We start from the raw sequence: 26448 nt of genomic DNA, 5'->3' as shown, positions 1-26448 counted from the left end.
TCATAAAATACACTGTTTTATATTATATCATTTCCCTGACATTAGATACAGTCCGTTAGCTGATCATGCTTCCCCCTTTAAATACATAACGGCCTTTACTATTCTGGATTAAGCGGTGGGAATCAGGATACTTATTAATATAAGTATCAAGTTGTTCATCTGAAATTGATTTTGGAATTTCAAACAAAACCCAGTCAGCATTTTCAGTACAGGGAGGCATTGTTAAAGAGCCCGTATAAACAAAAACAACTTCTATCTTCAGGCAACATCTCATCTAAATTGAAGTTTATTTATTTCTCACCTAATTCAAAAGCATCTCCAATAATATTACTTTCATCACCAATTTCAAAGAAAATTCCAATAATTAAGTAGTGACCATCAATATTCTGATGAACCATTTGCATTTCCATTGGATAATATTCCCTATTGATACTGTGTTCACTTGGCGTGTGAAAGCTTATTTCCGTTAGCCAATAAACATCCCCTCTATAAATTACTTTATCTATATTGCCCAGAGGTCTAAAAACTAAAACATTGCCAGTGTCATAAACTAGAAAATTTTCATTATTATAAATGGTTCCTAATACATTCTCTTCTAGTAGCACATTACAGCCACTGACTTCAATATTTATTGGTAATTGACTTTTGCCACTATCACAAAGACTATAAGCCTTGTCAATGGCACTCCAATTTGCTTTATCTTTATAAGACCACCTAGTTTTCATCTATGCCTCCTAGATATTTTAAATTTATACTATAACCTTTATTTTATCAGAATAATTAGAAACAAGAAAGGGCTAAAATTCCTTTAAAATTCAAGATTTTGAAGTATTTTACAAATTGATAAGGTATAGTTTTACTATAGGTTTTATGAAATCCAACTTCAGAAAAGGAGCTCTCTCTATTTATGGAAAAACAACATTAAAACAATTTCCTATTTATATTTAAGCCCTATACTGACACTATCATTTCTTCACTTATTAGAAATAAAAATCATAATAAAAGGTATTATCAATTCTCTGATAATACCTTTTATTTCTATTTTGCTACAACGCCACCATCGATGGCTAACTCAGCCCCATTAACAAACTTAGATTCATCTGAAGCTAAATACAGAACGCCGTTAACCACATCTGAAGGTTCTCCCAAATACGGCATTGGTGTCAAGGATCTAAACCAGTTAAGCATTTGTTCATTTGAAAATAAGTTTTCACTCATAGCTGTTTTAATAACGCCAGGATGAATAGAGTTCGAGCGAATTTTAAATGGCCCATAATCTACAGCTGCCGCTTTAGTTAACATGCGAACTGCGCCTTTACTTGCAGTGTAAGGTTCCAGCACCTGAACCTGAATTACCTACTAATCCTGCCATTGAAGAAATATTAACAAAAGAGCCACCTCTTTCTATCATAATAGGCACACACAATTTATAACTTAAAAAACACTCTCAACATTTATATTCATAACCCAATTCCAATCTTCTAAAGTAACTTCTTCAAGTGGCTTTTCGAAAGATACACCAGCATTATTCACTACAATATCTAACTGTCCATATTCAGCTATAGCCATATTAACAACATTTTTCCAATCAATCTCTGAAGCTACATCATGTTTAACATATGTAGCTACTCCTCCATTAGCATTAATCTTGGACATATACTAAAAAAGTAGACAGGAAAAAGTGAAACATGTTTTAAATAAGTAGACACATAAGAAAGGATAAAATTATGAATAATTACAAGAAATACGATGAAGAATTTAAAAAAAGTATTGTTAATTTACACCAAAACGGTAAAACTCAATCCCAACTTTCTAAAGAATATGGTGTCTCCATGTCTGCTTTACACAAGTGGATTAAACTTTATTCTCAGGTTAGAATTGATGATGATACTATTCTAACCGCTAAGCAGATTAAGGATCTTCAAAAGCGTAATGCTCGACTCGAGGAGGAAAATATCATTTTAAAAAAAGCAATTGCCATATTCACGCCTCACTCAGACAAAGATTAATGGCTGTTCATACCCTTCGTTTTCAGCACGCTATCTCTTTTCTTTGTCATGTCCTTAAAGTGAACCGCAGCTCCTATTACAAATACTTTTCGGAAAAACTTTCTCCTAGAACTATTGAGAATTAAAAACTCCGTCAGCTTATTCTCGAGATTTGTCATCTTACTAAGAGACGTATTGGCCCATCTAAGATTAAGGCTCTTCTTTCCTATGACTATGGCATCAACATCAGTATTGGTAGAGCGAGCCGCCTGATGACTGACATGAATCTTCCTAAAATGCCTACTATCAAACTTCGGTTTATTCATCCGAGGTCTATTCCCAATTTTGATTGCCCTAACTACCTAAATCAAAATTTTAATGTTCCTCAGCCCAATCAAGTCTGGGCTAGTGACATTACCTATATTAATTTAAATGCCTCTTTCTTTAGGATTTAAAAGACCAACTGATGTAACACCAGCTTTTTCTGCAAGACTTTTAATTTCTCCTTCGGTTAGAGGTTCTCTCTCAAAATTTCTATACTCAATCTCATATCCCTTTTCTTCCAGCCAAACACGAGCTTTTTTACAAGTACTTCATGTATTGGTGCAGTAATAAAATATTTTTTCATTTGCTAGCCCTCCATCAGTTCTTTTTATCATTATACCATCTATCTTGAATACCAGCTATAACTTTAATGCTAATGATATGATATAATTATAAACAATAAAAAAAGAAATAAGGTGAATACACAATGCAAGTTATTCTTTTAATTGGTTTAGGTGGTGGATTAGGTGCTATCAGCCGCTATTTAGTCTCCTTAGCTACCTTGAAATGGTGGAGTGACGCCTTTTTCCATTAGGCACATTGCTAGCCAATGTAATAGGCTGTTTTTTAATAGGTTTTTTAATGTCCTACTTTCTTTCATCAGGCAAAAACAATCCCTTTATGCCATTTTTAATAACTGGCTTTTTAGGTGGTTTCACAACATTTTCAACTTTTAGTTACGAAACCATTTCCCTGTTTACTAATGGTGCTATTGCTAAAGGATTGATTAATCTATCTCTAACACTATTTTTTTGTTTTCTTGGTGTTGCACTTGGTATTTTTCTAGGAAAACTAATTTTTAGCAGAAATTAAAAGGACAGAAGCTAATTGTTGAAATAGTATAAAGATAGGAGACACAAAAAGACGTGTCTCCTATCTTTTGTTATATAATGAAAAAAGACGGTGAGAAAATGAGAAAAGAATATACCTTTCACAGTAAAGAAGAAAAGCTATCAATAGTAAAGCGATACTTGTCAGGAGAATCTAGAAAAAACCTCTCAACAATGAAATTATAGAATGGGAATTAAGTGATTCTCTTGGTATGAAATTTGTTCTAGACTCCGCAAAAAGGTTTCTGGAAAAACAAAGCGTACTTGATTACCCTATCCTTTTACACCGTGACCAAGGTATTCAATACACTTCATCAGCTTATCAAGCCTTGCTTAGAGAATATAATGTTGTTCAAAGTATGTCAAGAGTCGATAACCCAAAAGATAATGCCATTACGGAAAGTTTCTTTGGCAGGTTTAAAGATGTTTTGCGTTTTCAATTCCGCCCCGTTATTGGTTAGAAGATGATTTACGCTCTGTAGTCGCTAAAACAATTCACTATTTTAATTATATTAGGCCTGTTCGGAAACTTAATGGAAAACCACCTGTCCGATTTAGAATTGAACAGGTGGTTTAATTCAGTCTTTTTATGCCTCTTAATTATTGACTACTTCATTAATCCTCTGCCCTTTTAATAATAACACTCTAAGAATATTTAAATAGATCCTTTAATTCTAATCATTTGGTCATAATCTAAACTTTCAAAACCTAATCTTTCATAAAGCTTAGTTGCTCTATCATTTTCAGCAGATACTTCCAATCTAAATCCAACAACTAAATCCTTGTAAATCTCTTTTAAGGATTCCAAGTATTCTGTACCTAAACGTTGTCCACGGTACTCAGCTTTTACATAAATTTCATCAATAAAGCACATGAGCCCACCAGCTTCATTACTCCAATAAAGCCAATGTAAACCATAGCCAGCTATTTCTCCAGCGCCTTCAATAATATGACCTTTAATATAAGGATTACCCTGAATAATTGCTTCAAAAGTCTTTATAATATTTTCTTCTGGAATAGTGTGTAAAACAGCTTCTCCAGAATAAAAATCAAGGCACATTTCAATAAAATCTTTTCTATCTTGTTCCTTAAGTGCTCTTAAAATCATAATAACCGTCCTTACTTAGCAGCCTGAAATGCTTGCTCAAAATCTGAAATTAAATCATCAACATTCTCAATACCTGCAGAAATTCTAATTAAATCAGGCGTTACAAAAGCTTTAATTTGTTCCTCTTCAGAAAGTTGGCAATGTGTTGTACTTGCAGGATGAGATACAATTGTTCTAATATCGCCTAAATTAGCAGAATGTATAGCTAATTTAATTGTGTTAATAAATGTCTTTCCAGCTTCATAACCACCTTTAATACCAAATGAAAGCATATCTGAAGCCCCTTTTACAAAATATTCTTTAGCTCTTTTGAAATCTGGATGACTGGGCAATAATGGACAGGATACCCATTCAACTTGTAGGTGAGATTCTAACCATTTAGCAATAGTTATAGCATTAGCACAATGATGTTCCATTCTTAAATGCAATGTCTCAATACCAGTATGAATTAAGAAAGCATTAAAAGGACTAATTGTAGCACCAATATCTCTTATTAGCTGAACTCTAGCTTTCATAATATAAGCAGCACTACCTAATGTTTCTGCATATATTAAACCATGTTAGGCTGGATCTGGTATCGTAAATTCAGGGAAATTACAATTTGCCCAATCAAAATTACCTGCATCTACAATGGCACCACCTAAAGCATTACCATGTCCTCCTAAATATTTTGTTGCAGAATTAATGACTATATCTGCACCATGTTCAATCGGTCTAAACAAATAAGGTGTTGATAGGTATTGTCAACAACCAGCGGTAATCCTGCCCCATGAGCCAACTTACTAAATTTATCAAAATCCAAAATATTATTTTTTGGATTCCCAATAGTTTCAGCAAAAACTAACTTAGTATTCTCCTGGATATATTTTTGTAGTTCTTCAAGAGGTGAATCTTGATCTACAAAAGTAGCTGTAATGCCAAACTTTTTAAGGGTGTTTTGGAAAAGAGAAAAAGTTCCCCCCATATAGAGTTTGAGAGGCCAAAATATGATCCCCAGCGCCACAAATATTTAAAATAGCAAAGTGTAATTGCTGAAGAACCAGAACTGGTTATTAATGTTCCGATGCCTCCCTCTAATAGGTTGATTTTCTCACCTAATAAATCCCATGTGGGATTCGTTAATCTTGTGTAAATATTACCTAACTCCTGTAAATCAAATAAAGCCGCCCCCCTTGTTCAGCTGTATTAAACTGATAAGCTGTTGTTTGATGAATTGGCATTGTAATAGAACGTGTTTCATCTGGTGTATACCCTCCACGAACTGCCACTGTTTCTAAATGTAATTTTTTTCGTCACTCATCAATAGTACCTCCTTGTATAAAAAAATTCTTCCAAGCTACTTGGAAGAATTTTGTTCACTCTATAAAAGTTTCACGTCATCTCCCAGAATAATTTCTGATAGGAATTAGCACCTTGCCTTTAGCAGGTTGCTGAAGCGTCATAGGGCCTAGTCCCTCAACTTCTCTTGATGAATGATTTAATTCTAACAGAAGCATCAAATCTTGTAAAGCCTTTTTCTACTATTTCAACAACAAACTTAATCTTTTAGCTTTTTCTAGCACTAAAACATTATCTTTAACATCTTTTTATCTGTTTTAGTCCCTGAAGTTATTAATAGAAGCCCTTTTTTTAGGCTTCTGCATAATTTCTTTATAATCTTTCCGTACATATTTGGAAGCCCAATAAGTCTGGAATCGACTAAAGCAGCTAGCATCTTTCCCGTTAAATTACCAAAATGTATAGGAGAAGCTAAAATAAAATTATCGGCATTTTCAGCTGCTTCATATAAAAGATGCATATCATTATTTTTAATTGAACAACCTCGATTTTTATAGCAAGCTCTACAATCAATACAAGGTTTAATATTTTTTATAAACATCAATAAAAGAAATATCGCCTCCTATTTCAGCCGCAACATAGTCTGCTAACATTTTTGTCTGTCCGTTTCCATTAGGAGAACCAATCACAATAACCGTTTTCAAAATCCTCACTCCTTGTTTTCTTTTCTAATATTATACCATACTCCAACAATTTACTTAATCCATGGCTCATGATATAATGATTCTATAACCAATGAAAACAGTTAAATGTTTTCAAATAACTCTAAAGGAGAAAAAGATGGAACAATCAAATAAAGGATTGGCTATTGCTAGTTTAGTGCTCGGAATCATTGGCATATTAACAAGTTTTTTCTGCATGTGTTTCATGCCATTTATTGCTCCTTTTTTAGGAATCCCAGGCCTTGTATTGGGTATTATTGGTATTCGTAAAAAAGAAGGCGGTATGGCAATTGCAGGCACAATACTATCAAGTATTACATTAATATTAAGTCTTATTTTCTTAATGTTCTGGGGAGTTGCCGTTATGTCAGACGGATCAAATTTCTTCAGCAATATATTTTAACCCTTACTACTATTACTAAAAAACAAAAAGTTCTCTAGGTATAGAGAGCTTTTTTATTTTATAATCCAAAATCTAAAACTTCAAATTCATTATTTAAGCTGTCAATTCTCAGTACTTTTTTCTCAATAATTCTCCTTTATCCAAAAGACATTTAAGAGATTCACTACATTCGATAGAAGCTACTAAAGCTAGAATAAAAGAAGGATTTCCCATTTTCTTTTCAATTCCAATCTGATCTTTTTTATAAAGAAAATTTAAAGTATCATCCCCTGAAAAAATAGTAGTTACTTGACCATAAAACCCACCTATAGCACCATAGACCAAAGGAATATTAAACTTTTTTTGCAAAAGTCTTGCAACAACAAGCTTGTATTAATATTATCAAGACAATCAACAACTAAATCCATTTTCTTTAAATGAATTTCAGCATTATCTTCTCCAAGCATTTGTGCTACTGCTACAACTTTAATTTCCTCATTAATATCTTTCATAGCTTCTTTTGTAAATTCTGCCTTATTTCTGCCTATTGATGATTGAAAAGCAAATACTTGCCTATTTAAATTAGAGGGTGCAAAAACATCACCATCAATAATTTTCAAATAGCCAATACCAAAGCGCCCTAGGATTTCGATAACATAGCCACCCAAACCGCCACAACCCACAACTACCACTTTTTGCGGGTTAATAAGACAAGCTCTTCTTCAGAGAGAAAGCATTCATATTTTTTAAGTAACGTTCACTAATCATTATCCGCCTCCTACTGGTGGAAATAAAGAAACAACATCACCTTCTTTTAAAGGAGTATCTAAAAGCCCGTCCCTGCCATTTATTAATAGAATAGATATTTCATCTGATTCTATTTTTAATGTTTTTAGGATAGACCTTACTGTTTTCTCTTCAAGGTATAACCGTCGTCCCCTGCCATCCCTAAGATATGCAAACAATCGAACTTCTATCCTTCCTTCTATAATATGCAACTACACTTCCTATTTCAGATACTCTGAAATTCCAAATTTCTCCGCTGTTTCAATTAACATTATACCCTCGTTATCCCAACCTCTTTGTTGATAGTATTCAGTAATCATACTATTAATATCAATTTTTTCATTTGCTGAAGGACCTTTTTTCAATGACTCCTCAATTAAACGCTTAGGCAGCGTATCTTCTTGACGGGGTTAGCCTATTTTCTATATTATAAAGTCGCTCAAGTTGCCAAATTCGTGCTCCTGCTTCTAAAAGTGACTCAATAGTGTGGTTAGTTCCACAGCAACCATTCATTAAATCCACATAATCCTGAACATCTTTTAAACCAAATGTAGTGAAAATACAAATACCCATGGCATCAACTAAAGAAGTTAAATCTTGGAATAAAATGGTAGTTGCAATTTTTCCTCATCTTCTGTAAAGCGATCTACTTTTACTGGATAGCCTAAAATTTCTGCATTAATCATATAGCCTTTAATGTGACAACCACCTCTATTGCTAGTTGCATAGTTAAGTACAATTCCTTTTGAGCCCCTTGGATCATAGGCTGCAATCTCTTGTTTTTTACAGACATAGATAATTCTGGATGCCCAAAAGATTCACATAAACTATAGGAGCCCTCAGCAAGCTTGGCACCAAAACCTTCATTTCTACCAGTTTTATGTAGCCACTGCAAAATAGCATCAGAGCATCTCCCCGCTTTAAAGAAAGTCCATCTGCTTTAATATCGTTATCTTTAATATAGCCCTTCTCATACATTTCCATAGCTGCTGCTATTGTTGCTCCAGCAGAAATTGTATCTAAACCATATTCATTACAGAGTTCATTAGCTTCATTAATATTATTCAAATCAAAATTATAACAATCTGCACCAAAAGACCAGATTGTTTCATACTAAGGTCCCCCTACAATACGTCCATCATCTAACTTAACCTCTCTGCCACATCCAATGGGACATGATGCACAATTCGTTTTTCTAGTTAAATAATCTTTAGTTAGTGTTTCGCCACTTACTTTATCAATAGTGTCAGGGTCTAAATAACCATCTTGAAAATTTTTATTTGGATGAATGCCATGCTCATTAATAATATTTACAAGTACTGCTGTCCCATATAGCGGAAGACCTTGTCCACCAACTGGATCATTCTTAAGTTTTTCAACTTTCTCTTTTACTGTTTTTAAATAGGCATTTTTATCCGGAAGAGGCACTTCTTTATTGCCTCTTGCTACAATGGCTTTTAAGTTTTTAAAGCCGAGAACAACACATAGTCCACCTCTACCGGCAGCTCTATCAATATCATTCATTACAGCTGCCATTGTGGTGATAAGTTTTCTCCAGCAGGTCCAATAGCTAAAATTTTATGTTTAGAAGAAGTTTCCTCTTCTAATATTTTAGTAGTTTCAGACAGAACCTTACTCCAGAAATGGCTAGCACCTTTTAACTCAATACGATTTTCCTCTATCAAAAGATATGTTAGCTTTGAAGCCTTCCCTTCAATAATAACCATATCAATTCCAGCTTTTTTAACTGTGTACCAAAATAACCACCAGGGTTAGCAATTCCAATTCTTTCAGTCAATGGTGATTTTGTAATAACCATATAGCGACCACCTGTTGGCGCAAAAGTTCCTGTTAAAGGTCCTGTTGCAATCATCACCTTATTCTCTTCACTTAATGCGTCTATCTTAGGATTCACTTCATCCATATAGGTTTTAACACCTAAACCTCTAGACCCAATATAGTTTTTTTGCATCCTCCATATTAAGTGCTTCAACTTCTGTTGTTCCTTTTGTCAAATTAACTCTTAATACATTACCCATATAACCATACATAAAAATTACCTCCCTTTATTTGAAATATGCCCTTCCTTTCCAAATGCGGGAGGTATAAAAGTTTCCTTTTATACCCAATGGTATACAATTCATATTTTATAAAACTTAGAAAAGTATACTCGGAAAATAAATATGGTATATTAATACATAGCTCTATTATATCACCGACTTAGTTTTTCACCTATTTATAAAAATATCCTATTATGAAATCGTTTGTATTTTCAATTTATTCTCAAATAAAAGCAATAAGTTCACACCGAAAACACACTGGTAATTTATAATACATATATTAGAAGTTACTATATTGTTCTTCTATGTTCATTCCTGTTTTGGAATATTTGTTTATTCCAAACGAAAAAATGGAGACTTTTACCAGTCTCCATTTTTATTACCCAATCTTTTCCTAATCTTAACTCAAACTACACTTATGCCTCATATTGAACTTCTATAATAACATTATAAACAAAAATAACCTACTACCGATAAACTTTTCATATGACCTCAAAAAAGGAACTGTACACAGTTCCTTTTTTATTTACCTTTTCCTATCCTTATAAGAGTACATACAATATTACAGCCAATATATGACAAACACTTCCTAGCAAAACAAAAATATGCCAAATACTATAAAAATATTTTTTGCTTTTAATCAAATAAAACACCAAGCCTAAAGTGTAGAATAACCCACCTGTAGCCAATAGAATAATACCACCTAAAGGAATGTTAGCAATTAAAGGCTGAATTGTAAAAATAATTGCCTAGCCCATTAGTACATAGAGAATCGTTGAAAATAGCTTATAGCGTTTTACATCAATAGCATTAAATATAATGCCTATTAAAGAACTAAGCCAAATAATACCAAAAATAATCCAACCGAAAGTACCCCCTATAGCAACTAATGCAAAGGGTGATAGGTTCCTGCAATTAAAATTGAAAGGCACAATGATCTAAAACTTTAAAAAAGTTTTTAGCTCGTGGATTCGTAATGTTGTGATATAGAGTAGACATCATATATAGTAACAATAAAGAAATGCCAAAACTATAGATGAGCCTAATTTTATAGGACTTCCAACACTAACTGAAATTACAATCATAATAACCAATGCCGCAATACTGATTTCACTGCCTACAAGATGGGTTGTTGAATTAAAAATTTCTTCTCCTAAAGAATATGCCTTTTTGTGGTGCTAGGCTTTTTTTAAAATGTTTTTTCTTTCATGAGCTCCCTGCCCTTCTATGTTTTACATTATAACATTTATCTGAACTCAGAGGTTATTTTTAGAATCTTTTAAAAACACTAATTACTTTTCCAATAATTATAAAATCCCCTTTTATAGGTTTATAACTACTATTTTATGGCATTAAAATATATGAATTTTATTCTTTAACTAGACGTTTAACATTAGCTTCTTCTCCAATTAAAGCAACTACAATATCATAATTATTAGCAACGTATGTCTTTTCCACAATAACTAAATCTCCATTATGGATACCTGCATTAATCATACTATCACCTTTAACCGTTAAAACAAAAACATTTTTTCCCTTAGTAATTATTTCTGGAACAGGAAACTCACCCTGATACTCCTCATCTGCAAAAATGGGAATACCAGCTGTGACCTTACCTAGGATAGGCGCCATTACAAAAGGTACTGCCTCCTTCCTCCTTAAACGCAATGTCCTACTTTCAAAGGGATCTTTTTCTAAAAGTCCTGCTTCTATTAACTTTTCTAAATGAAAATAAACGGTATTATTAGATTTTAAACCAACACCTGTTCCTATTTCACGCACACTAGGAGAATACCTTTTTCCTCTATAAATTTTTTAATATAGTCGTAAACTTTTTCTCTCCTATTATTTTTATTCATCTCACTTACCTTCCATAAACCATTTTCCTTCTTCAAAAAAGGTAGGATATTTTTCCCATGATTTTACAAGTATAGCGCATGCCCTGTCCCCCTGTTTTTAAAGCAGCACGCCTATCTCGACCCAAAGCTTTGTCTACTGTATATACCTTACCATCTTCCCATGTTGGACATATACTAAAAAAGTAGACAGGAAAAAGTGAAACATGTTTTAAATAAGTAGACACATAAGAAAGGATAAAATTATGAATAATTACAAGAAATACGATGAAGAATTTAAAAAAAGTATTGTTAATTTACACCAAAACGGTAAAACTCAATCCCAACTTTCTAAAGAATATGGTGTCTCCATGTCTGCTTTACACAAGTGGATTAAACTTTATTCTCAGGTTAGAATTGATGATGATACTATTCTAACCGCTAAGCAGATTAAGGATCTTCAAAAGCGTAATGCTCGACTCTAGGAGGAAAATATCATTTTAAAAAAAGCAATTGCCATATTCACGCCTCACTCAGACAAAGATTAATGGCTGTTCATACCCTTCGTTTTCAGCACGCTATCTCTTTTCTTTGTCATGTCCTTAAAGTGAACCGCAGCTCCTATTACAAATACTTTTCGGAAAAACTTTCTCCTAGAACTATTGAGAATTAAAAACTCCGTCAGCTTATTCTCGGAGATTTGTCATCTTACTAAGAGACGTATTGGCCCATCTAAGATTAAGGCTCTTCTTTCCTATGACTATGGCATCAACATCAGTATTGGTAGAGCGAGCCGCCTGATGACTGACATGAATCTTCCTAAAATGCCTACTATCAAACTTCGGTTTATTCATCCGAGGTCTATTCCCAATTTTGATTGCCCTAACTACCTAAATCAAAATTTTAATGTTCCTCAGCCCAATCAAGTCTGGGCTAGTGACATTACCTATATTAATTTAAATGCCTCTTTTGCTTATCTCTGTGTTATTATGGATTTATTTTCTCGTAAAATTATTGCTTGGAAGCTCTCTCTTAAAATTGATACTTCTCTTGTTAAGGATACTTTTATCAAAGCCTTTTATTCTCAAAAACCTTCTACTTCTCTTATTTTTCATTCTGACAGAGGTTCCTAATATACTTCTTTTATCTTTAGAAAGCTCCTTGATTCTTTTGGTATCATTCAATCTTTTTCTAAGCTTTCTCATCCTTGGGACAATGCTGTCGTTGAGTCCTTTTTAAATATATGAAAAAAGAAGAAATTCTTCGTAGGTCTTTTTCTTCCTTTGCTCAAATTAAGCTTTCCTGCTTTGAACACATTGAGGGCTTCTACAACCCCCTATACGTCCCCACTCTGCTAATAACATTCTTTCTCCTAATTCCAAAGAAGACTATTTTTTCACTTCTATTAAAACTTAATTTCACTTTTTCTATCTACTCTATTGACATTCTTCCAGTAGCTTGCAAATACTGGAGCCATTATTTCAATAGTTTCGTTATTTATAATAGCCTTTCTTTTTTTATGTTTTCACTTTTGCTTCAATTATTTAATTTAAGAAAATAAATAATCTTTTATTGTTAGTAAATATATTTTTTAACTATTTTGTATTGACTGGTCAGCATCCTCAATCATTTTTTAAGTCTTAGAAGCAACAGTAAAAGATAACCCCTCTTCCAATTTTTCATCTGATTCTAAAATAACCTGAAGTTTATAATTACGTAGCTCTATAGTCTTTTGATTCCCAAAAATAGGCAAATCAATATTAGTATTAGGCGCCATCTGTAAATCGCATTTTTTCATCTGCATTGGATAGTCTATGAAGAATTCCCTTGTTAACTTCTGTTTTATATCCTATTTTCTTATTAATACAGGGATAACATTTTAAATATTTCTTATATTTTCTATTACGAATCGGTGTAAAAAGACAGACCATTATAGCAATTGAAGAACTTTTAGTAATAGTGAAGACAACACCCAGATTCTTAAAATAACAATTTTAAGGTATTTCATCGCACTTAAACACTTTGGAATTGTTAAAACATATAATATCAAATACCCCTAATTTTGTAATTGACTTGAAGTGTATATTATTGAAGGAAAAATAATTTGAAAGTAAAATGCCCTCTTCATGAATGGGCATTTTACAAGATAAGAGCTAGAAATTATGTGATGACCCCTAACTTTTATCAAGGCGTTTTTTTGCTACCTTGATATTTTTATATAGCAAAACTCCCTAAGCTCATTGCCTAGGGAATTTTACATTAAATGAAAAAAATTAAAAGGTTGTTAGCATTATAATGATAGTAACATTAATTATTCTTTTTGTAAATAACTTTATTTATCAGTTACCACCAACATTGCCATTGGGCATATAGTGTTACATTATGATCAGGCATTGTTGTTTTATTGAATTTCCAGTTTTCTCCACTTCCATCTTTTGCTGTATTCCAGCCTTTGAAAGTATAACGCTTTCTAACTTATTGTGCCTTGTCTCCCTCATGTAATATTTGATCTTCTTTCTTATTAAATATTTAGACTGTAGTTTTTATGTTTTTTTAATTATATATTATAAATTATAATTTATGCAATAAAAACCCATTTCTTCCAATTAAATCTTCATTTGTTTATATGACCTGCTCTCCATTTATCTAAAAAATCAATTGTTTGATTCCAACTATCATTGCATGCCTTATCCCATTCCTGCAAAAATCCATTGCATTTTTTATCATTGATAATAGATTGATAAGGTAATGTAAGCATATGTCCAGCTTTTTTATAAGTACGATGTTTATAATAATGCTTAAATTTTTTTCAGATAGCCTCTTAGTTGCAATTTCGCAATGAAGGAAAGAAGGCCATATTTTACCTTCCTCTGAAGATAAAAACAAAATTGAACCATTAATGTTTTCTACCTCTATACTCGCACCCTCTATAATAAATTTTTTAATCATATTCTGATACATCTCTCTAATATAGTCTTTTTTCATAATATTTTTTTATAATTGCTTTAAACAAAATAAAAAAAGAAAATTTTATATAAGGTAATTCTAAACCTCGATATGTCCATGATGATTGATGATAAGGCTTTCCTTTTATTAACCCTTCATAAATATAACAACTAGGCATATTAGCAATCACACAAGTGATACTAGAAAAATAGAAGCAGCTATAAGTGCTAACTCTCCGCCCTTTGAACGCCCATAAATTCCAATGCATTTATTATCAACAGTATCTTGATTTTTCAACCATTCTAAAGAGTTTTCAATAATTTTAAGTGGGATTAAATTCAGATTAGGTGATGTGGTCATTCATTCCAAAATAGCAAACAGCCAATGTTGAATACCCTTGTTGAGCTAATACTTCTGCAATAGCCTGTGCCTTTTCAATTCTTCCTTCACTTCCACTAACTACAATAATTGCAGGTCTTTGTTTTTTAATTTCAGAAATAAAATAACGTCCAACAAAATTTTTCTGAACAATACTCTTACTTATTATTGTATCATCACAAAATTGTCTAGTATGTATTTTAGAAGCTAATACCTTTCCATCAATTTCAACCGTAAAAATAATATTACAACTTCGATTTTCACTAATATCTAAAAGATTTTTCGCCAACTCTTTATTACGCATTTTTTATTTTCATCGAATAAAAAAGTCCCATTGAATTACAATCCTTATAGGTACCATCAATTGGCATAGCGCTTTTTAAAAAAATATTTCCATTATCATCAGAAATAAAAACACCATATGATTCCCACAAAGAATTTTTCCCCTGTTCAAGCATTCCACAATTAATACAATAATAATCTTTACTCTCAGCGCGAACAATCACTTTTTGATTGCATTTCAACCCACTTATTGTAATATCAACATCTTCATTAATGAAAGATTTATTAGGCATTATTTTTATAATACAATTTGAATCTATTAAGGTTGTATCATCAATTTTTTTCATACTTACCTCCATATGTATTTTTCTATTTTTCACATTCCCCATCCTTCAAATCATGTTTATTTGAATCACAATTTTATCGTTTTATTATGCCATAACAATTTAGATCATATCAATATTTACAAGCTGAGTGGCTTGTAAAAAAGCCTAGAGGAAATCAATCCCCTAAGCTCATGACATCTCTTTACTTCTTAAAACCCTTATCACAATATTTTCCTTAGTAAACCGCCTAATCGGAATAGCTATCCAATCTTGATTAGTTGAATCATTTGGGTTAACAGTATAAATCTTAGTTTCATTGCCTTTTTTACCACAGCCCAAGCCAACAGCTTTCCCAGAATACTTATTAATAATCTGGATAGTTGGGAGCCTGCTTCCGTCAATCCTCTATACTTATGTACAAACTGAAGGTTTTACAAATGCGCAGGTAAGCTACAGTGCATCAGAAAATGGGTATTAAATGACATCAATAAAAAAGAACCCCAATCTCTACCAGTTGTAAAAGGTTCTTTCATGAGAATTACGTAGACCCATTATGAGTCTACCCTTTCTTCATTATACTATAGTATAATGAAGAAAGGAAAATGGAGTCAGTGAGAGAACAATTGTAGGGCATACAACTGTTAAGCAAATCCAAAAAATTTACAGGCATCTATATAAAGAAAATATCGAAATTTCAGCAAATGTATTAAATGAACAATTTGAAAAAATGATATCAACATTTTTTTTAGAATTTGTCCAGAGCTTGTCCAGAGAAAAAACAAATAAAAAAGCCCCTATTATAGAGCTTTTAGTAATAGTGGAGGCGACGCCCGGATTCGAACCGGGGAATGAAGGTTTTGCAGACCTCTGCCTTAGCCAACTTGGCGACGTCGCCCCATATTATATAAGGGAACATTTCCCATTATAACATTTCCCATTATACAGGTTGCTTTTTGCATTTCTAGAATATCCAACGCAAGAACTATTATATCTTTAATCTTGAAATAAGTCAATAGAAAAAACGCAAAGTTAAGCTTTAAATTCTCTCTAAAAAAGAAACCCTTTTAACATGTAAATAATTGCTAAAAGGGTCATCTTTATTAACTATTTAGAAAATTTTTGATAGATAAATTTAACAAGCTCTACAATACCTGCAAAATAAGTTCCATAGCTGGCAGTTTCTTCTTTAAATGACTTAACAGTATCATCAATACCTTCTCCAATGTTAAAAATAACTTCTCCAACCATTTCTACACTATCTCTTGCATTTCCAGTAATTGTTTCAACATGATCTAAAACAACAGGAACAGTTTCCTTAACCTGTCCTGATACATTTTTTAAGTCTTCTGTAATATCTTTAGCATTTTCTAATGTTTCAGGCAATGCAGCTAATGAGCGATTAATATTATCTTTATTTTCTATAAGTAAATTTTTAACTCTACTAAGAACACCTATAAGTTTAACTAGCAGAATAATCAGAAAAATTCCAATTACAAAAAGTAAAAGGCCTCCTAGAAAGGAAAATAAATCATTTAACGAAAATTGTATATTCATCCTTTACCTCACTTCGCATTATTTAATATCTTTTTTAACATTATCTACCGTTAACTCAATATCTTCTGCAACTTTTTGTTTTTCCTTCAGAAATATCTTTGTGCGCTGCAGCGACTTTGATTTTAGCTTTTTCTGCACTTTCATTAACTTCCTCAGAAAACTCTTGAGCTTTTGATTTTGTTGCTTGAACTGCTTTATTAACATTTTCCCTTGCTACTGTTGCAACTTGGCTTGCTGTTTCTTTGATATCTTGTCTAGTCTCTTTTCCAGCTTTAGGTGCTATCAAAATACCTGCTAATGCTCCTACTAAAACACCAATGCCAATACCTAATGCAAAGTCTTTTGCATTAGCTGCCTTTTCTTGTTCTCTTCTTCTTTTTGAAAATTCAAAAAAATCTTTCATTTTTTCACTTCCTTTATAAATTATAAAACAACTTAGCCAAAGTGAGAAAGTCTTCATATATACCTGTATTATATATTAAAACAGACTTTTTGTAAACTTAAACATAAAACCCAATTTTGCAAACATGGCAGTCATTTAACAATAGGGATTTTCCTTATTCATATACCTTTTAAAAATCAAATAAAATAAATACCACTTAAAACCCCCGTAAACTAAAGCTAGCTTATGGGTTTTAATCTAAAAACTATTTATTTTTCCTTATGGCATTTATATTAAATATAATGCCAGTTAATACAATTGCAACGCTAGCTATTATATTTAAATTATTCCCTGTTTTAGGTAGTTCCTTACTTAATTCGGTGATACTCTGATTTTCAGTATCAGTATTTTTTCTTCTACTTCTGGGCCTACAGTTACTATTTCATTTGGTTCCCATTGAGCATATAGTGTTATATTCCTTGCTGGCATTGTATCAACTGCATAATCCCACAATTTTCCGCTACCATCAGCAGCCGTATTCCAACCTTTAAAAGTGTATCCATCTTTTATAATATCTCCAGCGTCAAGATTATTAATTAATTGTCCTTCTAAATAATCGGTATTATCAAGAGGCAATGTACCACCAGTATTCAGATTGCCATCATAAGTAACCTTGTATGTTAAAGGAGCATTTTCTTTATAAATAAAATTCACTGCTTGTTCATACACACGAAAAACCCCATAGTATTTACTGGGTAATTATCTAAGTCAATTGAATAACCAGAAATATCCTTAGCAGCTGCTACATATTTAGCATCTAATTCCCCTTTTAAAAAATCGGGTTCAGCTACTTAATTACCAAGGATATCTAAATAATTTACAGTAACAGTATTAGCTGGCAAAAAGTTAATCGCAAAAGTTTGCTCAGCTGTTGCTCCAACATCTAAAGTAAAAGGTACTTGCGTAAATATAATTTCTGAATCATCATCTGGCCATTAACCACTAAAAGCAACGTCTCCTGGATTCCCCACATTTTCAAAATTGATTGGATTATATACTCTATAGGTATTTATAAATCCATTTTCCCATATTCTCTGATGTTCTCTAGTACCAAGGCTACCATCAACACCATTCAGACCTGATACACGGAGCTTTAAAGCCCCATTTTTCAAGTAATATGTATGTTGAGACTCACCATAGTAAATCGGAACACCATCATGAATTAAATAAGTATCCAATTTATTTAAAATTCTAAAAGTAGGAATATCATTTAATCCAATATTTTTAAAATAAGCATGGTGATAAATACCACTATTTTTAAACTCTACAATCTGCGTAAAAAGTACTTTTTCTCCTGTTATTAATTCAATTGTACTTTCTTCTTTAACCTTATTACCTGAGTAATAATACTTATAATCTGTAACGATTCCATTAGGATTATTCCAGCTATTATTTGCTGGGAATGATGGCTTCAAAACATAAGGGGATTGAGCACCATTTTCCTCAATAGCAAAAAATACGCCAGACGATTCAGATGAACCATCTGCAAAAGTGTAGATATAATCATTACCTCCCATAGTAATAACTACTCCAAATTGATTGGCATTGGTCATATAGCCAGTCGGTACTGTTGGATTTCCTGGCGCAAACTCACTTTTGCTTTAGCATCAATATAGTTCAAAATAAAGTCAATTGTTACATCACCGCCAGTCCACTCAATCCAATTCTCTGTTAAAGCAGCTTCCATTGCATTATGTTCTTCTGGCATCCCACCTTTAACAGCCATGTCCCTTGAAAATAGTTGCCAGTAAAATACAGTTAAAATCATAATCACTGCAATACATAATTTGCTCCTCATTTTAGTCATCTTATCAAACTCCTTCCCATAATATCAAACCATACTAAAGTATAGTATATTATTTTACAAAATGTCAACATTTCTTCTCCAGAGTCACCAACAAGGTACTAATGTATATGATTTTTTTCATATTTTGCAATAAGTATAAAAAACATATATTTTAGCATTAAATAGTTGTTTTTTCATCAAAAACCTTATACTAAAATAATCAATTAAAATATTTTTTTGATTTGAAAGGATAGAAAAATGGAACACATTGAACATATTCACTTTTCTGGAAAATATATTCAGGGAGAAGATACCTTAAAAGAACTGCCTAAAATACTTAACACCTTAGAAGGAGAACCTTTTCTTATCGCAATTCCTAGATTTAAAAAACACTAGAAGATTTATGTCATTTCCCTGTTGAAACATTTAATGGACAATACACCTATTTAGAAATAAATCGATTAATAGCCATTGGAAAAAAATTTAACACTTTAGTTGTAATGGGTGGTGGAAAAATAATTGACTGTGGTAAAGTTTTCGCAGACCATTTAAATATCCCTTTAGTAGTTGTACCTACAGTAGCTTCTACAGATGCTCCTTGTACAGGTTGTGCAGTCATTTACGATAAACACAATCATATTACAAGTTTTGAAATTCAAAAAAACAGCCCTGCAATTGTTTTAGTTGATACCAACATTCTCTTAGCAAGTCCCATAAGATACTTTATAAGTGGGATGGCAGATGCTTTAGCAACTGGCTTTGAAGCAAAGTCTTGGCTTAAAAAGGTTCTATAAGCTATCACGGAGGACAAGCAACGACTACGGGAATCCTCCTAGCCCAAATGGCTACTCAAATTATTTTAGAAGATGGCTTAAAAGCTATTAATGATTTTAAAAAAGCTCAAATTACACCTGCTCTTAATAGAGTGATTGAAAGTACTATTCTTTTAAGTGGTGTGGGGTTTGAATCCTGTCACTTAGCCGGTCCACACGCTCTGCATAATGGATTAGTTGAATTAGAAGCAACCAAAAATTGCCTTCATGGAGAATTAGTTGCTTTTGGTATCTTAGTGGCTTTAATGCTTAATAATGAGGAACATACCTCTGTGGCCAATGATATCTATGATTTCTATTCAAAAACTAACTTACCAATGACTTTAAAAGATATTGGAATTTCAAAAAATATTGAAGAAAATCTTAAAGATATAGTTTCCTTTGTTTGTACAGAAAATTCCTTTATTTATAATGAGCCTGTTGACATTACAGAAAAAATACTATTTGAAGCTATTTTAAAAACAGATCAGCTAGTCACCAACTAAAAATAACCTAAAAATAACCTAAAAATAACAGTATTGTTGAAGCTACAATATTTATGAAAAAGGTCTCATATTGAGTTGCAAGAACATTAAATACATTTTCTGGTGCTGGAAACAAAATAGGCTGTAACAGATTAAGCTTTGTTACCAGTATTTCCCAAACAATAAAGAACAGCCAAATAATAACCATTAAATTACTAATATAAGGATTAGATTTTCTTTTTAATTGTAAAAGATAAAATAGTTCAATTAAAAAACAAGCAACTATAAATGGAAGTGACGACTCAACTAACTTACTACTAGGCGTTACTATTAGTATAATTAAAAAAAGCAATAGAATATGATTTAAAATAAATAAACACCTGCCCCTATACTTCATTTATAACACTCCTTCTTTCAAGCGCCTAATAAAGAAACTATCTCTTCTTTTAATTTGAAATAGGACTCTGAAACACTTCCAAAATCGGCCTTCTTTCTTAATCTCTGAAGGAACAACAAACGACTTTATAACACTTTTATTTCCCATTACAATAATGCGATTCCCTAATAGTATTGCCTCATCAATATCATGGGTTACAAAAACAACAGTTTTTCTTTCTGATTCCATTGTCCAAAGCACTTGCAAAAGATGCTGTAAACTTTTTCTGCGAGTAGCATCTAAAGCGCCAAAGGGTTCGTCTAAAAGTAAAATTTCACTTTTAATTGCAAGTGCTCTAACAATAGCAATTCTCTGTTGCATCCCACCAGACAATTGATAAGGATATTTATCGCCCCAATTATTCATTCCTACTAAGTCTAAATAAACTTGAGCCTTCTCCAAAGCCTTTTTTTGAAATACTTTTATGGCTCTGTCTAATTGCAAAACAAATATTTTTTTGCTGGTCAACCAAGGAAATAAAGAATAATGCTGAAAGACTATAGCTCGATCAGTACCTGGTCCTTTAATAGGTTTACCATTAATTAAAACTTATCCGTTTTGCGGTTTAAGAAAACCACCAATAATATTAAGAAGCGTACTTTTACCACATCCTGAATGACCTACAACACATAAAAAATCACCCTTATGAGTATTTAAATTAAGGTTTTTTAGTGCTAAATAATCATCATTAATGGATTGATAGCTAAAAGATAAATTTTCAATTTCAATAAAGCTCATATAATTCACACCTTTTATTCCATATTATTTTGTTTGAATTCCTCCATTAATGATTGGAACAATGTAGAATTCCCCCCTCTTTCAATCATTGTTTTCAATGCATCCTCATAAATACTTATATCTATAAAATCCTCTATTTTAAATTGAGTACTTTTATCAATATCTCCATTATTTTTCATTACTTCATAAAAATCTATTACTTTTTTGTTAGGATCTAAGAAAATGACCATTGCATTATCATAAACACCTTCAATACCATAAATTACTGCTTTAACATACTCTTCTGGCTGACCACTATAATCCACTAATTTTTTAATAGCTAATGCTTAATTGTTTTTAATAAGTTCATATGTTCTTAAATTAGCAATTTGAAATTTTACTAAAGCATCTCTTTTATTTTCAAAACTTTTTCTTGAAGTAGTCTGTATACAACATGGAAACCCTTCCTCAAAATCAGCAACTTTTCCAGCAATGGCTAAGCCTGACTGTTCAGCAATATAACCTTGGCCACTATTTAAAAATCTAACATCAGCCTCTCCTTTTCTTACTGCTTCCATGATACTCTGTTGAGAATCCAAAAGAATAAAGGATACATCTTTATCAATAACCATTCCTGCATCTCTTAACAGGCCCTTCATAACCATATGACCTGTTTCCATTCTATAGCAACCAATTTTTTATTTTTAAAATCCTCTATTTTTTAAGCTATCTTTATGTTCAAGCTTTACTACTAATTCGCTGCCTTCTGAAATAGTCCCTCCAAAAATAACAACATCTGAACCCTGACTAATAAAAGTTGCTGACGGAATAACGCCAAATGGTAAAATATCCAATTTCCCCATATCGACAGCCGTTAGTCCCTCGCTTAAATTTGAAATAGTCTCAAACTCAACATTAACACCTTCTTCTTGAAAATAGCCCATACCCTGAGCAATTATTATACATGCAGTTTTAATATCTTTTCCTGCCATACCTACTTTTAATGTCTCAACCTCACGACTAGCCTCCTCATTACTACAACCTATTAAAAAATAGCATAGCAAAATTAATACTCCTACAGCACACCCTTTTTTAAGCATTACAAACACCTTCCTTTATAGAATTATTATACTAAGTCCAGTATAACTTTTTAATACACCATTAGACTATGTTTAAAAGAAACAAAAACAATACCTATAACTTTTAAATAATCATGTTTTTTGTAATAAATTTTAATAATATAAAAAAACAAGACATATCTAAATAGAATATGTCTTGTTTTATAATAAAATATAGATTTATTAATTACTTATTTACTTCTTTTTGAATGGTAACCTATTAATAATGAACCTACTATTGTTATGACTAAACCATAGAAAAAGATTGAGTTCCCTATTTGTGGAAGTTTTATTATGGAGTCTTTATTGACTGGCTTCCCTTCAGTATCAATAATATTCAAATCATCTTTTTTTGCTAATTTCATCATTGTTATTATCACTTTTAGTTTTTTTCCACTGAGCATATAAAATAACATCTTGTGCTGGCATTGTTGCATTTTTAAAATCCCACATTACACCACTGCCATCCCTTACTGTATTCCAGCCTTTTAATATATAACCTACCCCAACTGATATCAAAGGCGCTGTAATTTTATCCCCTTCACATAAAGACTCACAAATAGGTTCTTTTCCTATATTATCATTTAAATCAAAAGATAAATTATAATAAGTTACCTTAAAATTCAACTCAAGCATCTCAGCTGTACGCTATTATCTAATAATAGACTTTGCATTTTTGTTTTAATACCTTCTCAAATAATAATAAAACCAGTTCTCATCTCTATCATAAAAATACTATTTAATTGTAAATAAAAAAAGCTTCTGGCAATTTACTAGAAACCTTTTTTGGTGCCTGAGATTGGAATCAAATCAGCATAGAATTTGACATCTGCAGGATTTTAATTTTAAATAAAGATTTTAACCAATGGATTTAAAAGAACTTAAGTATTTTAGCATTGCATGATGTACTATAACCATCATAGGATTTGCTAGTTTTTACCGTCAAAAACCCTACTGAGTATATTAACACATATGTTATGGCAGCAATATATATAATCATAAATTAGGTGTCCGCTCTGAATCATACCGCATCCTATTTTATCTCTATACAACAAAACTCCCTAAGCCCATTGGATATATACTAAAAAAGTAGACAGGAAAAAGTGAAACATGTTTTAAATAAGTAGACACATAAGAAAGGATAAAATTATGAATAATTACAAGAAATACGATGAAGAATTTAAAAAAAGTATTGTTAATTTACACCAAAACGGTAAAACTCAATCCCAACTTTCTAAAGAATATGGTGTCTCCATGTCTGCTTTACACAAGTGGATTAAACTTTATTCTCAGGTTAGAATTGATGATGATACTATTCTAACCGCTAAGCAGATTAAGGATCTTCAAAAGCGTAATGCTCGACTCTAGGAGGAAAATATCATTTAAAAAAAGCAATTGCCATATTCACGCCTCACTCAGACAAAGATTAATGGCTGTTCATACCCTTCGTTTTCAGCACGCTATCTCTTTTCTTTGTCATGTCCTTAAAGTGAACCGCAGCTCCTATTACAAATACTTTTCGGAAAAACTTTCTCCTAGAACTATTGAGAATTAAAAACTCCGTCAGCTTATTCTCGGAGATTTGTCATCTTACTAAGAGACGTATTGGCCCATCTAAGATTAAGGCTCTTCTTTCCTATGACTATGGCATCAACATCAGTATTGGTAGAGCGAGCCGCCTGATGACTGACATGAATCTTCCTAAAATGCCTACTATCAAACTTCGGTTTATTCATCCGAGGTCTATTCCCAATTTTGATTGCCCTAACTACCTAAATCAAAATTTTAATGTTCCTCAGCCCAATCAAGTCTGGGCTAGTGACATTACCTATATTAATTTAAATGCCTCTTTTGCTTATCTCTGTGTTATTATGGATTTATTTTCTCGTAAAATTATTGCTTGGAAGCTCTCTCTTAAAATTGATACTTCTCTTGTTAAGGATACTTTTATCAAAGCCTTTTATTCTCAAAAACCTTCTACTTCTCTTATTTTTCATTCTGACAGAGGTTCCTAATATACTTCTTTTATCTTTAGAAAGCTCCTTGATTCTTTTGGTATCATTCAATCTTTTTCTAAGCTTTCTCATCCTTGGGACAATGCTGTCGTTGAGTCCTTTTTAAATATATGAAAAAAGAAGAAATTCTTCGTAGGTCTTTTTCTTCCTTTGCTCAAATTAAGCTTTCCTGCTTTGAACACATTGAGGGCTTCTACAACCCCCTATACGTCCCCACTCTGCTAATAACATTCTTTCTCCTAATTCCAAAGAAGACTATTTTTTCACTTCTATTAAAACTTAATTTCACTTTTTCTATCTACTCTATTGACATTCTTCCAAGCCTTTGCAAAAAAAGAAGTGACTTAAGGTTAGCGCAATAAGGGTTATTATACTAACAGCAATAGTTGTAAATACTATTGCCAGCCCCTTGGATTTTCTAGCTTTATTCATTTTTTTTGGGTCTCCTCGCATTTTAAAAAAGGTCCTCATGGCAATTTGCACGCCATGAGAACCTCTATTTTTTTATTAGTCTACTAATTCAACTATTGCCATAGGAGCAGCGTCGCCTCTTCTATAGCCAGTTTTAATTACGCGTGTATAGCCACCTTGTCTTGTAGCATATTTAGTAGCATATTCGCCAAATACTTTATTCATTACAACATCTTCACTGTTTAAATAGCCCAGTGCTTGACGTACAGCATGAAGATCAGATTTTCCTCTTTTGCCAAGAGTAATCATTTTCTCAGCAACACGTCTCACTTCTTTTGCTCTTGTTTCAGTTGTAACAATTCTGCCATGTTCAAGTAAAGAAGTTGTCATATTTCTAAGCATAGCTCTTCTTTGATTGGAACGAAGTCCAAGTTTTCGATAGCCCACTTTAATCCCTCCTTTTAATCTTCGTCTTCATTTCTGAAAGACAGTTCTAATTCTGCAACTTTTTCATGAATTTCATCTAAGGATTTCTTACCTAAGTTACGCACACGCATAATCTCAAGTTCAGTGTGATTTACTAAATCACCAACCGTATTAATGTCTGCTCTTTTCAAGCAATTATATGGTCGCACTGATAAGTCTAAATCCTCAATAGATTTTTCAAGAAGCTGATCTTTTTTCTCTGCTTCTTTTTCTACTAGAGGAACCCCTGCAATGTCAGAATCACTTAAAGCTACAAATAAAGTAATGTGGTTAAAAATTAGTCTAGCTGCACCACTGATTGCTTCTTCAGGAGTAAGACTACCATTAGTCCATACTTCTAAAATAAGTAAATCATGGTCTGCTTCTTTTCCAACTCTTTTGTCTTTTACTTCATAGTTAACTTTAACAACAGGAGAGAATAGTGAGTCAATTGGAATTTCACCAATAGCTGCATCTTCACCTTTGTTATCATCTGCGCCTACATAACCTCGGCCAACTTTTATATTAATTTCCATAAATAGTCTGCCTTCTTTTTCTAATGTGGCAATGTGTAAATCAGGGTTTAATATTTCAATGTCACTGTCACAGATAATATCTCTAGCAGTAACCGTGCCAGCGCCTTCTTTTTCAATTCTTAAAACTTTAGGTTCTTTAGATTGACTTTTAAGCTTTAAAGATTTCATTGCCAATAGTAAATCCGTTGTATCCTCAACCACGCCTGGAATAGTAGAAAATTCGTGTTGAACTCCTTCTATTTGCATGCTGGTTACTGCAATACCTGGTAAGGAAGAAAGTAAGGTTCTTCTTAATGCATTGCCTAGAGTAATCCCAAACCCTTGTTCCAATGGCTCAATTGCAATTTTGCCATAAGAACCGTCTTCACTGGTTTCTATTATAGAAATTTTTGGTTTTTCAATTTCTAACATACTTTTACTCCTATC

Annotated in this window: 42 protein-coding genes, 1 tRNA gene, 8 pseudogenes and 2 riboswitches; of the genes and pseudogenes, 11 read left to right on the top strand and 40 right to left on the bottom strand. The window is 32.3% G+C overall.

Annotated elements, in window-relative coordinates:
- Positions 1-55: 55 nt before the first annotated feature.
- From AZF37_RS03665 to AZF37_RS11510, 3 genes and pseudogenes are all read right to left on the bottom strand, one after another.
- Complete coding sequence (locus AZF37_RS03665; protein ID WP_088369616.1) at positions 56-274, bottom strand: carbonic anhydrase family protein; 219 nt, start codon at positions 272-274, stop codon at positions 56-58.
- Positions 275-290: 16 nt separating this feature from the next.
- Positions 291-725, bottom strand: coding sequence for a carbonic anhydrase family protein (locus tag AZF37_RS03660; protein WP_088369615.1), 435 nt, complete (start codon positions 723-725; stop codon positions 291-293).
- A gap of 313 nt (positions 726-1038) precedes the next feature.
- Positions 1039-1656: pseudogene (locus AZF37_RS11510) on the bottom strand (SDR family NAD(P)-dependent oxidoreductase).
- A 71-nt stretch (positions 1657-1727) separates the two neighbouring features.
- Here AZF37_RS11510 and AZF37_RS03645 point away from each other — a divergent pair.
- From AZF37_RS03645 to AZF37_RS03630, 4 genes are all read left to right on the top strand, one after another.
- Positions 1728-2009, top strand: coding sequence for a transposase (locus AZF37_RS03645; protein ID WP_088369612.1), 282 nt, complete (start codon positions 1728-1730; stop codon positions 2007-2009).
- A gap of 251 nt (positions 2010-2260) precedes the next feature.
- Positions 2261-2443, top strand: coding sequence for a hypothetical protein (locus AZF37_RS10345; RefSeq protein ID WP_162473867.1), 183 nt, complete (start codon positions 2261-2263; stop codon positions 2441-2443).
- Positions 2444-2852: 409 nt separating this feature from the next.
- On the top strand, positions 2853-3125 hold the full coding sequence (locus tag AZF37_RS03635; protein ID WP_088369610.1) for a fluoride efflux transporter FluC: 273 nt from the start codon (positions 2853-2855) through the stop codon (positions 3123-3125).
- A 196-nt stretch (positions 3126-3321) separates the two neighbouring features.
- Positions 3322-3603: a DDE-type integrase/transposase/recombinase gene (locus tag AZF37_RS03630; RefSeq protein ID WP_342668705.1), complete on the top strand. Its 282-nt coding sequence runs from the start codon at positions 3322-3324 to the stop codon at positions 3601-3603.
- Between the two features lie 194 nt (positions 3604-3797).
- Here the strand turns inward: AZF37_RS03630 and AZF37_RS03625 are convergent, their stop codons facing one another.
- The 5 genes and pseudogenes from AZF37_RS03625 to AZF37_RS12250 all read right to left on the bottom strand — a co-directional run bounded on the left by AZF37_RS03625 (position 3798) and on the right by AZF37_RS12250 (position 6232).
- On the bottom strand, positions 3798-4250 hold the full coding sequence (locus AZF37_RS03625) for a GNAT family N-acetyltransferase (RefSeq protein ID WP_088369608.1): 453 nt from the start codon (positions 4248-4250) through the stop codon (positions 3798-3800).
- A gap of 11 nt (positions 4251-4261) precedes the next feature.
- Positions 4262-5384: pseudogene (locus tag AZF37_RS03620) on the bottom strand (O-acetylhomoserine aminocarboxypropyltransferase/cysteine synthase family protein).
- 5 nt (positions 5385-5389) lie between these two features.
- Positions 5390-5518 (bottom strand): hypothetical protein, encoded by a 129-nt coding sequence (locus AZF37_RS12255; RefSeq protein WP_281178909.1) that lies wholly within the window; start codon positions 5516-5518, stop codon positions 5390-5392.
- Positions 5519-5623: 105 nt separating this feature from the next.
- Positions 5624-5725: riboswitch (SAM riboswitch) on the bottom strand.
- An 86-nt stretch (positions 5726-5811) separates the two neighbouring features.
- Positions 5812-6132, bottom strand: a complete 321-nt coding sequence (locus AZF37_RS03615) for a flavodoxin family protein (protein WP_162473866.1) — start codon at positions 6130-6132, stop codon at positions 5812-5814.
- Positions 6110-6232 (bottom strand): NADPH-dependent FMN reductase family protein, encoded by a 123-nt coding sequence (locus AZF37_RS12250; protein WP_281178908.1) that lies wholly within the window; start codon positions 6230-6232, stop codon positions 6110-6112. Before AZF37_RS12250 ends, AZF37_RS03615 begins: the two co-directional genes overlap by 23 nt.
- A gap of 136 nt (positions 6233-6368) precedes the next feature.
- Between AZF37_RS12250 and AZF37_RS03610 the strand changes: the two genes are divergently transcribed.
- Positions 6369-6653, top strand: a complete 285-nt coding sequence (locus AZF37_RS03610) for a DUF4190 domain-containing protein (RefSeq protein ID WP_088369606.1) — start codon at positions 6369-6371, stop codon at positions 6651-6653.
- Between the two features lie 108 nt (positions 6654-6761).
- Here AZF37_RS03610 and AZF37_RS12690 read toward each other — a convergent pair whose 3' ends face one another.
- The 9 genes and pseudogenes from AZF37_RS12690 to AZF37_RS10865 all read right to left on the bottom strand — a co-directional run bounded on the left by AZF37_RS12690 (position 6762) and on the right by AZF37_RS10865 (position 11561).
- Positions 6762-6977, bottom strand: a complete 216-nt coding sequence (locus tag AZF37_RS12690) for a hypothetical protein (RefSeq protein ID WP_342668690.1) — start codon at positions 6975-6977, stop codon at positions 6762-6764.
- A complete protein-coding gene (locus AZF37_RS12685) occupies positions 6959-7324 on the bottom strand; it encodes a HesA/MoeB/ThiF family protein (protein ID WP_342668688.1) in 366 nt (121 codons plus the stop codon). Before AZF37_RS12685 ends, AZF37_RS12690 begins: the two co-directional genes overlap by 19 nt.
- Before the next feature lie 75 nt (positions 7325-7399).
- Entirely contained in the window at positions 7400-7630 is a 231-nt protein-coding gene (locus tag AZF37_RS03600; RefSeq protein ID WP_425425444.1) for a MoaD/ThiS family protein, read from the bottom strand.
- A 9-nt stretch (positions 7631-7639) separates the two neighbouring features.
- Positions 7640-9469: pseudogene (locus AZF37_RS03595) on the bottom strand (aldehyde ferredoxin oxidoreductase family protein).
- A gap of 16 nt (positions 9470-9485) precedes the next feature.
- A riboswitch (molybdenum cofactor riboswitch) is annotated at positions 9486-9606 on the bottom strand.
- A gap of 414 nt (positions 9607-10020) precedes the next feature.
- Positions 10021-10212: a hemolysin III family protein gene (locus AZF37_RS13180; RefSeq protein ID WP_425425459.1), complete on the bottom strand. Its 192-nt coding sequence runs from the start codon at positions 10210-10212 to the stop codon at positions 10021-10023.
- A gap of 15 nt (positions 10213-10227) precedes the next feature.
- On the bottom strand, positions 10228-10410 hold the full coding sequence (locus AZF37_RS10870) for an AdipoR/hemolysin III family protein (protein WP_172793053.1): 183 nt from the start codon (positions 10408-10410) through the stop codon (positions 10228-10230).
- Positions 10394-10477 (bottom strand): hypothetical protein, encoded by an 84-nt coding sequence (locus AZF37_RS13175; protein WP_425425458.1) that lies wholly within the window; start codon positions 10475-10477, stop codon positions 10394-10396. Before AZF37_RS13175 ends, AZF37_RS10870 begins: the two co-directional genes overlap by 17 nt.
- Positions 10478-10846: 369 nt before the next feature.
- On the bottom strand, positions 10847-11290 hold the full coding sequence (gene lexA / locus AZF37_RS03590; RefSeq protein ID WP_088369605.1) for a transcriptional repressor LexA: 444 nt from the start codon (positions 11288-11290) through the stop codon (positions 10847-10849).
- Positions 11291-11369: 79 nt separating this feature from the next.
- Complete coding sequence (locus tag AZF37_RS10865) at positions 11370-11561, bottom strand: hypothetical protein (protein ID WP_172793074.1); 192 nt, start codon at positions 11559-11561, stop codon at positions 11370-11372.
- 18 nt (positions 11562-11579) lie between these two features.
- On the opposite strand from AZF37_RS10865, the pseudogene AZF37_RS03585 reads away from it, so the two are divergent.
- Positions 11580-12729: pseudogene (locus AZF37_RS03585) on the top strand (IS3 family transposase).
- Between the two features lie 217 nt (positions 12730-12946).
- Here AZF37_RS03585 and AZF37_RS10335 read toward each other — a convergent pair.
- From AZF37_RS10335 to AZF37_RS03545, 14 genes and pseudogenes are all read right to left on the bottom strand, one after another.
- Complete coding sequence (locus AZF37_RS10335; protein WP_172793073.1) at positions 12947-13090, bottom strand: hypothetical protein; 144 nt, start codon at positions 13088-13090, stop codon at positions 12947-12949.
- Positions 13080-13244 (bottom strand): hypothetical protein, encoded by a 165-nt coding sequence (locus AZF37_RS10860; protein WP_172793072.1) that lies wholly within the window; start codon positions 13242-13244, stop codon positions 13080-13082. Before AZF37_RS10860 ends, AZF37_RS10335 begins: the two co-directional genes overlap by 11 nt.
- Positions 13245-13656: 412 nt before the next feature.
- A pseudogene (locus tag AZF37_RS13170) lies at positions 13657-13773 on the bottom strand (InlB B-repeat-containing protein); the annotation flags it as partial.
- Between the two features lie 186 nt (positions 13774-13959).
- A complete protein-coding gene (locus tag AZF37_RS11505; RefSeq protein WP_245612040.1) occupies positions 13960-14298 on the bottom strand; it encodes an acyl-CoA thioester hydrolase/BAAT C-terminal domain-containing protein in 339 nt (112 codons plus the stop codon).
- A 147-nt stretch (positions 14299-14445) separates the two neighbouring features.
- Positions 14446-14619: an acyl-CoA thioester hydrolase/BAAT C-terminal domain-containing protein gene (locus AZF37_RS11500; RefSeq protein ID WP_245612039.1), complete on the bottom strand. Its 174-nt coding sequence runs from the start codon at positions 14617-14619 to the stop codon at positions 14446-14448.
- Positions 14603-14941: a dienelactone hydrolase family protein gene (locus AZF37_RS11495; protein ID WP_245612038.1), complete on the bottom strand. Its 339-nt coding sequence runs from the start codon at positions 14939-14941 to the stop codon at positions 14603-14605. Before AZF37_RS11495 ends, AZF37_RS11500 begins: the two co-directional genes overlap by 17 nt.
- Positions 14934-15266 carry an acyl-CoA thioesterase/BAAT N-terminal domain-containing protein gene (locus AZF37_RS11490; RefSeq protein WP_245612037.1) on the bottom strand — a complete coding sequence of 111 codons (333 nt, stop codon included), beginning with the start codon at positions 15264-15266 and terminating at the stop codon, positions 14934-14936. Before AZF37_RS11490 ends, AZF37_RS11495 begins: the two co-directional genes overlap by 8 nt.
- Positions 15267-15434: 168 nt before the next feature.
- On the bottom strand, positions 15435-15584 hold the full coding sequence (locus tag AZF37_RS10330; protein WP_162473862.1) for a hypothetical protein: 150 nt from the start codon (positions 15582-15584) through the stop codon (positions 15435-15437).
- 479 nt (positions 15585-16063) lie between these two features.
- A tRNA-Cys gene (locus AZF37_RS03570) sits at positions 16064-16140 on the bottom strand.
- 209 nt (positions 16141-16349) lie between these two features.
- Positions 16350-16799, bottom strand: a complete 450-nt coding sequence (locus AZF37_RS03565) for a hypothetical protein (RefSeq protein ID WP_088369604.1) — start codon at positions 16797-16799, stop codon at positions 16350-16352.
- A gap of 55 nt (positions 16800-16854) precedes the next feature.
- Complete coding sequence (locus AZF37_RS03560; protein WP_088369603.1) at positions 16855-17202, bottom strand: YtxH domain-containing protein; 348 nt, start codon at positions 17200-17202, stop codon at positions 16855-16857.
- Positions 17203-17553: 351 nt separating this feature from the next.
- The gene (locus AZF37_RS03555; RefSeq protein WP_088369602.1) at positions 17554-17910 is read right to left on the bottom strand and encodes an InlB B-repeat-containing protein; all 357 of its coding nucleotides are present in this window, start codon (positions 17908-17910) and stop codon (positions 17554-17556) included.
- A 266-nt stretch (positions 17911-18176) separates the two neighbouring features.
- Positions 18177-18794: a hypothetical protein gene (locus AZF37_RS03550; protein WP_088369601.1), complete on the bottom strand. Its 618-nt coding sequence runs from the start codon at positions 18792-18794 to the stop codon at positions 18177-18179.
- Positions 18791-19048: a hypothetical protein gene (locus AZF37_RS03545; RefSeq protein ID WP_088369600.1), complete on the bottom strand. Its 258-nt coding sequence runs from the start codon at positions 19046-19048 to the stop codon at positions 18791-18793. The genes AZF37_RS03550 and AZF37_RS03545 overlap by 4 nt, the downstream gene beginning before the upstream one ends.
- A 237-nt stretch (positions 19049-19285) precedes the next feature.
- Here AZF37_RS03545 and AZF37_RS10325 point away from each other — a divergent pair, with 237 nt between their 5' ends.
- The 3 genes and pseudogenes from AZF37_RS10325 (at position 19286) to AZF37_RS12240 (ending at position 20345) form a co-directional block, all read left to right on the top strand.
- Positions 19286-19423: a hypothetical protein gene (locus AZF37_RS10325; protein WP_162473861.1), complete on the top strand. Its 138-nt coding sequence runs from the start codon at positions 19286-19288 to the stop codon at positions 19421-19423.
- Between the two features lie 38 nt (positions 19424-19461).
- Positions 19462-19821, top strand: a pseudogene (locus tag AZF37_RS12245) (iron-containing alcohol dehydrogenase); the annotation flags it as partial.
- Between the two features lie 47 nt (positions 19822-19868).
- Positions 19869-20345 carry a dehydroquinate synthase/iron-containing alcohol dehydrogenase family protein gene (locus tag AZF37_RS12240; protein ID WP_088369598.1) on the top strand — a complete coding sequence of 159 codons (477 nt, stop codon included), beginning with the start codon at positions 19869-19871 and terminating at the stop codon, positions 20343-20345.
- 7 nt (positions 20346-20352) lie between these two features.
- Here AZF37_RS12240 and AZF37_RS03530 read toward each other — a convergent pair whose 3' ends face one another.
- From AZF37_RS03530 to AZF37_RS03500, 6 genes and pseudogenes are all read right to left on the bottom strand, one after another.
- Complete coding sequence (locus tag AZF37_RS03530) at positions 20353-20721, bottom strand: hypothetical protein (RefSeq protein ID WP_088369597.1); 369 nt, start codon at positions 20719-20721, stop codon at positions 20353-20355.
- Positions 20722-21498, bottom strand: a pseudogene (locus AZF37_RS03525) (ABC transporter ATP-binding protein).
- Positions 21499-21512: 14 nt separating this feature from the next.
- Entirely contained in the window at positions 21513-21803 is a 291-nt protein-coding gene (locus AZF37_RS03515) for a hypothetical protein (RefSeq protein WP_088369594.1), read from the bottom strand.
- A 21-nt stretch (positions 21804-21824) separates the two neighbouring features.
- Entirely contained in the window at positions 21825-22157 is a 333-nt protein-coding gene (locus AZF37_RS03510) for a type 2 periplasmic-binding domain-containing protein (RefSeq protein ID WP_088369593.1), read from the bottom strand.
- A 24-nt stretch (positions 22158-22181) separates the two neighbouring features.
- A complete protein-coding gene (locus AZF37_RS03505; RefSeq protein WP_088369592.1) occupies positions 22182-22577 on the bottom strand; it encodes an ABC transporter substrate-binding protein in 396 nt (131 codons plus the stop codon).
- Between the two features lie 360 nt (positions 22578-22937).
- Complete coding sequence (locus tag AZF37_RS03500) at positions 22938-23231, bottom strand: InlB B-repeat-containing protein (RefSeq protein ID WP_088369591.1); 294 nt, start codon at positions 23229-23231, stop codon at positions 22938-22940.
- 513 nt (positions 23232-23744) lie between these two features.
- On the opposite strand from AZF37_RS03500, the pseudogene AZF37_RS13165 reads away from it, so the two are divergent.
- Both AZF37_RS13165 and AZF37_RS13160 read left to right on the top strand, forming a co-directional pair.
- Positions 23745-24078: pseudogene (locus AZF37_RS13165) on the top strand (transposase); the annotation flags it as partial.
- 61 nt (positions 24079-24139) lie between these two features.
- Positions 24140-24610, top strand: a complete 471-nt coding sequence (locus AZF37_RS13160) for a DDE-type integrase/transposase/recombinase (RefSeq protein ID WP_425425417.1) — start codon at positions 24140-24142, stop codon at positions 24608-24610.
- A 303-nt stretch (positions 24611-24913) separates the two neighbouring features.
- On the opposite strand, the gene AZF37_RS12235 is transcribed toward AZF37_RS13160, so the two are convergent.
- From AZF37_RS12235 to AZF37_RS03485, 3 genes are all read right to left on the bottom strand, one after another.
- Positions 24914-25042, bottom strand: a complete 129-nt coding sequence (locus AZF37_RS12235) for a hypothetical protein (RefSeq protein ID WP_281178907.1) — start codon at positions 25040-25042, stop codon at positions 24914-24916.
- 75 nt (positions 25043-25117) lie between these two features.
- Complete coding sequence (gene rplQ / locus AZF37_RS03490) at positions 25118-25468, bottom strand: 50S ribosomal protein L17 (protein WP_088369590.1); 351 nt, start codon at positions 25466-25468, stop codon at positions 25118-25120.
- 14 nt (positions 25469-25482) lie between these two features.
- Positions 25483-26433, bottom strand: a complete 951-nt coding sequence (locus AZF37_RS03485) for a DNA-directed RNA polymerase subunit alpha (protein WP_088369589.1) — start codon at positions 26431-26433, stop codon at positions 25483-25485.
- Positions 26434-26448 lie beyond the last annotated feature (15 nt).

The organism is endosymbiont 'TC1' of Trimyema compressum (genome assembly GCF_001584725.1).
In the GTDB taxonomy this organism is placed as follows: domain Bacteria; phylum Bacillota; class TC1; order TC1; family TC1; genus TC1.
Note: the sequence above shows the minus strand (reverse complement) of the source record. Positions and strands in the feature narration are given on the sequence as shown.